Raw genomic sequence first — 8,272 nt, 5'->3', positions numbered from 1 at the left:
AAGTAGTGGGGGGATAGTTAAAATTAGCTTTGTTAATAATCAATACTTGGCACATGTAACGATTGATTATTAACAAAGTTTTATATTTGATTTGTTCAACAGTTTCGCACCGGGAACTAGTCTAAACGCCATATGAATGCTATCAAAAGTGTTGAATGTTAAGAAAAATCCGATAAAAACAGCCCAAAATATGTTAAATTTTGGGCGGAAGATTAAAGTATATCTATTTGATAGTGATTATAAATTCATTTCCCAAGATTGTCAAAGATATCTTGAGAGGACTGCCAAAAAACGATTATCCAGTATTGAACAGTCGTCTGTTCTTTGAGTGCTGGCTATCTTATGCTATGGATAACAAGGCATTCATCTTCAAAGTTTAGGTAAGATTGAACGAGGCATGACTACTAAGCTCAATAGTAAAAGCCAGCGTGGATTAGCCATCGCATTGCAGGTTCCATCTGAGTACCTTGATGCGGTTATCCGGGGTGTACCCATGTCTGCAACCGATATCCTTAAATTTTGCCCCCACTGCTGGCAGCCTGGAACAACTCTTGAAGAAATTTGGTTATTGCCGCGATCGCAGTTCTGTTTTCTGTGCGGTACGGCATTACGTAATAGTTGTGCTAAGTGTAATGAACCAATTACGTCATTGAAGTTTCGCTTTTGTCCTTATTGTGGCTTTCCATATAAGGCATCTAAGGATTCTGAATCTCAAAGCCGTTCCCGTTAATTTCAGTATTATTTATTACTTATAACTAGATTTACTTAAATTAAGTTTTATTGTTTTCTAAACTAAACCGTTTAGTTTGCACTTGGTGACAGCTTCGCCAGCTCTACGCCAACTAGTCCCATAGAACGCTGATGTTCGACTAACCAAGGAATCAGCTCTAATAATGGGTTATGCGATCGTGCGCGATTGAAAAAATATAAACTGCGAAAGACCATTTCCACTGAAATTCGATCTATTGGCTGCTGCAAAGCCACAGCGACATCAGCACACAAATCATTGAGGACAGCATAGAAAATCCAAGTAGCATATATTTGCATCTGTACACCGTTAACGCCACCCACCCAAAAATAGGACAAGCCCAACAATCTTTTTGTGAGTAAAAATGCATCTTCGATTTTCCAACGACGGCGATATAAATCACAAACTTGCTGCGCTGAAAGTTGTTCTGGGTCAAGAACATTAGTCAAGTAATAATACCAAGTTGTACCCCATAATACGGAGACTAAACGCATTGGGTGGCGACATGGCTCAGTGTGATTAAGTCCCATGTGAATAATTTCGTCTTTGTAATGAGAATTACTGGAAAGCAAACGCACTACTCGATAACGTACCTTGGCTTTTTGTCTAGTTAAGACATATTTTCCTTGCTCAGTCAGAGTGTCAAACCACTCAAACCCATAAAAGCCCATATCTATGAGCAGTAAACCCCCTGTGGGCGGGTTTCCCGACTTGAGGAAAGTGTCCGTCGCAAAGTAGAAAAGATAAAGAAGAGAAATTTAAAACTGATTCACCTATCAAAACTTTTGGGACAGACTACTAGGATTTGAGATTGCTTCTATTGGAGATGCTGCACTTGCAATGACATAATTTTGTTACAGTGCGTAAGTTCTTATATATTGCTTAGACTTACGCACCGAAATCATTTTTTGAGACTGAGTGTAGGGTTTTGAGTCTTTAAGCGTCAAAAGCTTTGGTGCAGATATCAGAAGTTCTCCTTTAGTCGCCGCTCTTGCTAGCTTACTTAAGACTAAGGGTACGGTGGATGCTTAGAGTTCTCCGTGTCTTCTGGCTGTTGACTCCTTTTATAGCAACTTGAAGCCGAAGTTGTTGAGAGTTTCACGTAAGTACTTACACCCTTTTAAATAGTCTAAAGTGGCAATCCGCTCGGCTGAGTGTTGCGACCAATCATCAGCGACATTCATCTTTTGTTCAGTGTAGAATTCTTTCATGATATCGTTGTAGTGAGCGATCGCCTCATCTTGCTCTGCTAATTTATAGGTTTCCCGATGAAATACAGCTGGCTGGGGTAGGCGCGGCTTAACAACAGGTTGTGCTTCAGGATTGGGATAACCCACACACAACCCAAACACAGGGAACACAAAAGGTGGCAAATTCAATAACGTAGCTACCTCTTGAGTACTTTTGCGGATTGCGCCGATATATACCGTTCCTAAACCAACAGATTCAGCAGCTACAATCGCATTTTGGGCTGCGACTGAAGCATCAACTATTGCTTTAACCAATAGTTCTACGTAATCCAGAGCTACAGGAGCTAGTCCGCGACTTAGGGCAATATGAGCCAGACGACCTAAATCTGCTAACCAAACGAAGAATACAGGAGCCTGGTTAATCCATACTTGGTTATTAGCCAGCTTGCATAATTCTGCTTTGCGCTCTTGATCTTCAACTGCTACCACACTCCAGGTTTGCATATTCGCTGAACTAGGAGCAGATTGAGCAGCAGCAACTAGCCATTCTAGAGTTCCTGGTGGTAAAGGATCGGATAGATAAGACCGAACTGAACGGTGGGCTAGTAGTGTTTCTAGAGAATCGTTCCAGTCAATTTCGTAATTGAAGGGAATCTCACCGTAGCGCGATCGCAGTAGTTCTGTAGGATTAGTCATAGTCAGCTTTTGAACCTGAACACTTTTTGACGATTTCAGAGGGATTAACAACGACAAGGAAGAACCAGAAAATCAGGAGGCTGATTTTCTGACAAAAATAGAGAGAAAATACTTGATTGCTATGCAGCTAGCTGGGTTTCTCCGAAATCTGAAAGGCGATCGTTCCGAAAAAAAGCAACTCGTAAAGCTAGCCGATACTCAGATGCAGGGCAAGTAAGCGGAGTAACCGTATGCCAAGAATTATCAGAACGTGCGATCGCAACCGAGGAATCACTAAGGGGTAGAATATCTTGGAAGGCAGATTCCGGCTGGGAGTCTTTGAGAATTCGCAAACAGCCTCCCCAGTCTACAGACCATTGTTGATTGAAAAATAGCAGATGAGTCAAAACTTTGCTCGGCTCGTCTGTATGAGGGTGATGCAACTGTCCTGAGCTATAGCGACGAAATCCAATATCCATTACACAGTCCTTCAGTTCCAACCCAGACATTTCAGCTAAAGCTTTGCGGTAAGAATCTGTCCACAGTCCTTCTATCAACTGTCGCCAGACTTTACTGAGATGTCTCAAGTCATAAGTCAGTCTGCCTTGTGCCATCCGCTCTCGCCAGCGATTATCGCTAGATTTGAGCATCAAGGAAATATCCTCGCTCTTTGCAAGCATCTTTCCCCAAGAATATCCATATCCCTCTCCCTCCGACAGGCGAAACTCTTCGTGGGGAAAACTCGCAGTTAGTTCTAAGCTTGCTTCTGGTGAAAGCAGGTTTTTGATCAAAGCCCAATTGTATGGGACTTTTTGCATTGCTGTGGCACGAATGGAATCAAAATTAAGCATGGTAGAAAAAACCTTTAGTAGAATTAACCAATCATGATTACCCTGGACATCAAGTGGTATTGGAGCATCAACAACCGATTTACCTCTGCATCAAGAAGCTTTGCTCAAGCCGCAGAAGTTTCATCGCCGCAACACTTAGGAGTCGTTCCAATCAATTTCGTAATTGAAAGGAATTTCACGCGATCGCAATAATTTTGTAGGATTTGTCATAGTCAACTTTTGAACTTGCACAATGCAACTTAATGTTTTGGTAGATGTGTGCATTCACCCTTGGGGAACCAAACTCAGCAGTTCTTCAACCGTGAGACTGCGCTTAACTTTTACTGACTGATGCTTTACAGCATCCAGCACTGATTGAATTTCTGGCTGACTTAGCGTGATTCCATGTTCTTGCAGCACACTGAATATCAGATGCCGACCGGAATGTTTGCCTACTACCAAGCGACGTTCCCAGCCAACATCTTCCGGCGCAAACGGTTCGTAAGTACCCGGATTTTGCAACACACCGTGAGCATGAATGCCCGACTCGTGTGCGAAGGTATTTTCACCCACGATCGCTTTCCAGGGAGGAACCGGCCAATTAGCAGCTTTAGCAACTAACCGTGATAGTTCCAGCAATCGTTTTGTATTAACAGTAAACCAAAAAGTTTTTCCTCAAAGAGCGATCGCTAATTAAGCTTACGTACTTTAGAGTGCTATATACTACTTACTACATAATTAATGCTTATACTGCTCTGAAAAATTTAAAAAAATGAAATGATGAGAATAGTGTGTAGTATATTGACTGAAAAAATTGATCGTTTCATCATCAGAACTAGCAATAACCGCCTCAGAAACCCTTGATGAGGTTATTGAGTGTTTAGTAGAAAATTTTTCCATTGAAACTCAGGGGGTATGTGACCAGCAAACTTTGTTTGAGATTCTGATTCATGCTGCCAGCAACGGAGATAGTATTGAGAATACAGCCAAATTATTAAAGAACGTTCCTACAGCTAATGATATTAGATATCATCTCAATAAAATCAACAATTTTGAAGAATTAGAAACCCAAATTAATCAAGCATTGAAAAGCCGAATTCCTTTAGGATTAAAAAAAGGTTGTTTGAAAATAGCGATTGATTTAAATTTAATTTGTTACTATGGTCAGCCAACACTAGAGGAATTACCTTATATATATCGAAGCCAAGCTAAATCTGGCACTTGTTCATTTTATGCCTATGCAACCTTATATGTTATTAGCAAAAATAAGCGCGTAACTCTTGCAGTAAGAGGTGTTCGCCGACTAGATACAAGTGTAGCAATAATTACTTATTTATTAGCAGAACTTGACTCTCTTAAAATAAATGTCAAGAAACTCTACTTAGATAGAGGATTTTTTAATACTCCGGTAATTCGGTGGTTACAAGCATTAGATATTCCCTTTCTTATGCCTGCCATCAAGACGGGGAAACAAGGAGGAATTAAACAATTTTTAAAGGGCAGAAAAAGTTATAAAACTACTTATACAATTACAAGGGCTAAAGATGATTCAGTCACATTTGATTTAGGGATTATTTGTAAATATAGAAAGGGAAAGCGTAAGAAGTGTGGAGTTCAATATTTTGCTTATGTTACCTATAAAATCAACACAAATTTAGAGTACATCTATCAAGATTATCGAAAAAGATTTGGAATTGAAACTAGCTATCGTCTGAAAAATATTTGTCGAATCAGAACGAATAACAAAAATCCGATATTAAGATTACTATTCGTTGGTATATCCTTTCTATTAGTTAATATTTGGGTAAATCTACTTTGGCTTAGAATCAGTCGTAAAAGGAAAGGTAATCGATTAATTTATCGCACACTTTTTGCACTGAAACAGATGTTGTCCTTTTTATCTCAAGCCCTACAGCGTAAATATCAAGTAGTTGAAAGCATTTATATTCCATCTGGTTAGCATTAACTTTTTTACCAATCAGCTAATCATAAGTAATCATAATCTATACTATGTCTGCTGGTTAGAGTTTTATGTATTTAAAAGTATCATAAGCTACAAACTTTTTAGCGATCGCTCTTTGAGGAAAAACTTTTTGGTTTACTGATTAATACCCGTTGGGATGCCGTAGAGGTGTTTCAGTGCCATCACAATTTCTTCCAGTGCCGCATTACCTGCGCGTTCGCCAATCCCATTTACTGTAGTGTTGACCGATCGCGCCCCTGCTTCAATACCAGCTAGCGAGTTCGCCATTGCCAGTCCAAAATCATTATGTGTGTGCATTTCTATGGGAATGAATAGATGATGCACAAGGGAGCGAACTTTGCTGTAGGTGTTCAGAGGGTCGAGAATTCCTACAGTGTCACAAAAGCGAAACCGGAAAGCTCCCAACTCTTGAGCATAATACGCCACATCCAATAGAAAAGATGGATCGGCCCTGGAAGAATCTTCTCCGCCAACAGATACCGCTAAACCGCGATCGCACGCAAAATTAATCGCATCTCGTAGAAGATCCAGCATTACCTGCTGCTTACCCCTAAACTTGGCGGCAATCTGAATTTCCGATACAGGAACGGAAATATGCACCCGTTCCAAACCACAATCTATAGATGCCTGGATATCGGACAATTTAGCACGGTTCCAGCCAAGTAATTGTGCATTTAATCCCAGATTAGCGATCGCTCGGATCGACTCTGCTTCTTCTTGCCCCATTGCCGGAACACCAATTTCCAATTCTGGAACACCAATAGCATCAAGAAAAGTGGCGATCGCAATTTTTTCTTCAACATTAAAGGCTACACCCGCCGCTTGTTCACCATCTCGCAAGGTTGTATCGTTAATCTGAACGGGATGTTTATTCATAGTGAAGTGATGATTCATGACCAGCTAACTTGTTGGGTGATTTTGATTTGCTTGAGTAATTAGTAATTGAAAGACAGAGCATTTGCCTAAAAAACCTTCGATTGATATTTACCCAAAAGATTTGCCTGCACTACCTCCTGCTATTTTTTAGTTCCGTCGAACTCACGTTACTTTAATACTTTAATACTTTAATGTTTATGAACAATCCTGATAAAAAACCGGAGTTTCTATAGCAATCCAATTTGATTTGTGAGAATTTGCGGTGTCCAGATCCCCGACTTTTTTGAGAAGTCGGGGATATTGTTTCTCACGAATGATTTAGGATTGCTGTATCTCCGGCTTTATCGCTTTATAGTTAATCAACACCTGAAATTAATTACTTTCCTGCTGATCTAACCAAGTAACTAAATCAGATACTTCTAAAATGTTGAACAATGCAGCACCTAAAGCTTCGAGTTTCTCAACAGATAAAACTTGAACTCTCTCAATTATGAATGAATTAAGCTCCCCAAAACGTTGATTGAGTAACCGCAAACAAAATGAAACCGCTTCTTGTTGTTTCCCCTTCTGCAAAATATCCTGATAAATCACTGACTCCTGCATAATTTCCTCTCCTAAAAATTGCTGAATTAAATCTTTTTCAAACTTCAAACCTGCTAATATCTCTGTGTAAGCTGCGATATTCTGCCTTGTCTCCCTATCCGAAATTCTAGCAACACTTTGGGCAACCTGCGATAATAACCTTTGGGGTGAATCTGTCTGTGTTAAAGGTGCTAACGGTAATAATGCAGGATTATCTAGAAAGAACGCCGAATCTTGTTCCCACATTCTCACAACACGATAGCGGTGATGTGTCATTTCATTTACATATTCTTCAGTAAAAGCGATTTCGTTACTTGTTTCTTGCAAGAAAATCACTACCTGCGTGATTGGAACATCATACTGTCGCACTAATCTGACAAAGTAATCCAACATTCTTAAGGGAATGGGGGTTTCAGATTTTGGTGTTGTTTGAAACTCCAAATGTAAAATCCGATTTTCTGTTTGTAAAAATGTAACAGAATCTGCTCGAATTGGTTCGATGCTTAATTCAGTCTTTAATATTTTGATTTGTCGCGGTTCATGAGGTAGCAACCAACGCGCAAAATCCGTTGGATATTTTTCTGCTAATATTTTACAAACGTTGTCAAAGGACACTATTTACATCCAAATTTATACTGATATAGTAATTATAAACTTTGAGGGGAATGGGGAATGGGGAATGGGGAATGGGCAATAGGGAATGATTAAGTACTGCGAGATTTTAGGTAGGCGTTGAGTTTTGGTGGCAGATCGTTGATAATTGGTTTGAGTTTCGCTATTTGTTCATCTGTCAAAAGCTGGCGAGAATAAGCTAGTCTTAGCCAATTTATTGTTTCATATAAAGAGCCTCTAGCTATTCGGATAAAACGTTTATTATCTTGGTAATTATAACGTCCTCTTCCTTCTGCAATATTTGCACAAACACTATCTGCTGAACGAATTATTTGCTTACCCATTGTCTCTTTAGCAAAATTATCCCATTGCTTAACAATGTGCCAAATTTCATTCGCTAACTTTTCCGATAACCTGTAAACCTCCAAATCTTCAAAATCCGGTCTTCCCATTCCCAAACACCTTCACCAAACTCTCCATTTATTATTCCCAACTCCCCATTCCCTATCCCCTATTCCCCATTCCCCATTTAATATTGAGTATAATTTTTAATAGTGTTTAAACACACTTATAATTTCTACGTATAGATACTTATCCATAATGACCTTCGAGATCATCCATAAACCTACCTTCACTAACCAACTCTTGGGTAACCGTTCAGGGGGTACGCCTGCGGCGCACCACCTAACATAAACGTTGTAGCTATTTGACTATAAGAAGTGTAAGCACAAAGATGCAAACCTAAAAAAAAGAAATTTGATTGAATTTTTGATTG

7 protein-coding genes and 4 pseudogenes are annotated in these 8,272 nt (G+C 39.6%); 4 read left to right on the top strand and 7 right to left on the bottom strand.

Translation table 11 applies throughout. The features are described 5' to 3' along the window. Window positions 1-233 precede the first annotated feature (233 nt). Both LC586_RS38675 and LC586_RS38670 read left to right on the top strand, forming a co-directional pair. Window positions 234-356, top strand: a pseudogene (locus tag LC586_RS38675) (IS4 family transposase); the annotation flags it as partial. 41 nt (window positions 357-397) lie between these two features. Next, window positions 398-730, top strand: a complete 333-nt coding sequence (locus LC586_RS38670) for a zinc ribbon domain-containing protein (protein WP_229491105.1) — start codon at window positions 398-400, stop codon at window positions 728-730. 110 nt (window positions 731-840) lie between these two features. Here the strand turns inward: LC586_RS38670 and LC586_RS38665 are convergent. From LC586_RS38665 to LC586_RS38655, 3 genes and pseudogenes are all read right to left on the bottom strand, one after another. Then, window positions 841-1,446: pseudogene (locus LC586_RS38665) on the bottom strand (IS4 family transposase); the annotation flags it as partial. 366 nt (window positions 1,447-1,812) lie between these two features. Then, window positions 1,813-2,634 (bottom strand): NADPH-dependent oxidoreductase, encoded by an 822-nt coding sequence (locus tag LC586_RS38660; protein ID WP_229491104.1) that lies wholly within the window; start codon window positions 2,632-2,634, stop codon window positions 1,813-1,815. Between the two features lie 119 nt (window positions 2,635-2,753). Then, window positions 2,754-3,464 carry a 2OG-Fe(II) oxygenase gene (locus LC586_RS38655; protein ID WP_229491103.1) on the bottom strand — a complete coding sequence of 237 codons (711 nt, stop codon included), beginning with the start codon at window positions 3,462-3,464 and terminating at the stop codon, window positions 2,754-2,756. 33 nt (window positions 3,465-3,497) lie between these two features. Here LC586_RS38655 and LC586_RS38650 point away from each other — a divergent pair, with 33 nt between their 5' ends. Further along, a complete protein-coding gene (locus tag LC586_RS38650; RefSeq protein WP_229491102.1) occupies window positions 3,498-3,656 on the top strand; it encodes a hypothetical protein in 159 nt (52 codons plus the stop codon). Window positions 3,657-3,728: 72 nt separating this feature from the next. On the opposite strand, the pseudogene LC586_RS38645 reads toward LC586_RS38650, so the two are convergent. Continuing rightward, window positions 3,729-4,097, bottom strand: a pseudogene (locus LC586_RS38645) (homocitrate synthase/isopropylmalate synthase family protein); the annotation flags it as partial. Window positions 4,098-4,257: 160 nt separating this feature from the next. On the opposite strand from LC586_RS38645, the gene LC586_RS38640 reads away from it, so the two are divergent. Next, complete coding sequence (locus LC586_RS38640) at window positions 4,258-5,403, top strand: ISH3 family transposase (protein ID WP_229491101.1); 1,146 nt, start codon at window positions 4,258-4,260, stop codon at window positions 5,401-5,403. Between the two features lie 144 nt (window positions 5,404-5,547). On the opposite strand, the pseudogene LC586_RS38635 reads toward LC586_RS38640, so the two are convergent. The 3 genes and pseudogenes from LC586_RS38635 to LC586_RS38625 all read right to left on the bottom strand — a co-directional run. Continuing rightward, a pseudogene (locus LC586_RS38635) lies at window positions 5,548-6,303 on the bottom strand (hydroxymethylglutaryl-CoA lyase-like TIM-barrel protein); the annotation flags it as partial. Between the two features lie 372 nt (window positions 6,304-6,675). Continuing rightward, window positions 6,676-7,500, bottom strand: coding sequence for a DUF4351 domain-containing protein (locus tag LC586_RS38630; protein ID WP_229491100.1), 825 nt, complete (start codon window positions 7,498-7,500; stop codon window positions 6,676-6,678). A gap of 89 nt (window positions 7,501-7,589) precedes the next feature. Then, a complete protein-coding gene (locus LC586_RS38625; RefSeq protein WP_229491099.1) occupies window positions 7,590-7,949 on the bottom strand; it encodes a four helix bundle protein in 360 nt (119 codons plus the stop codon). Between the last annotated feature and the right edge of the window lie 323 nt (window positions 7,950-8,272).

Origin of the sequence: Nostoc favosum CHAB5714 (assembly GCF_020829495.1) — a bacterium.
Lineage (GTDB): Bacteria > Cyanobacteriota > Cyanobacteriia > Cyanobacteriales > Nostocaceae > Nostoc > Nostoc favosum.
The sequence above is the reverse complement of the archived record's forward strand: the minus strand, read 5'-3'. Positions and strand labels throughout refer to the sequence as shown.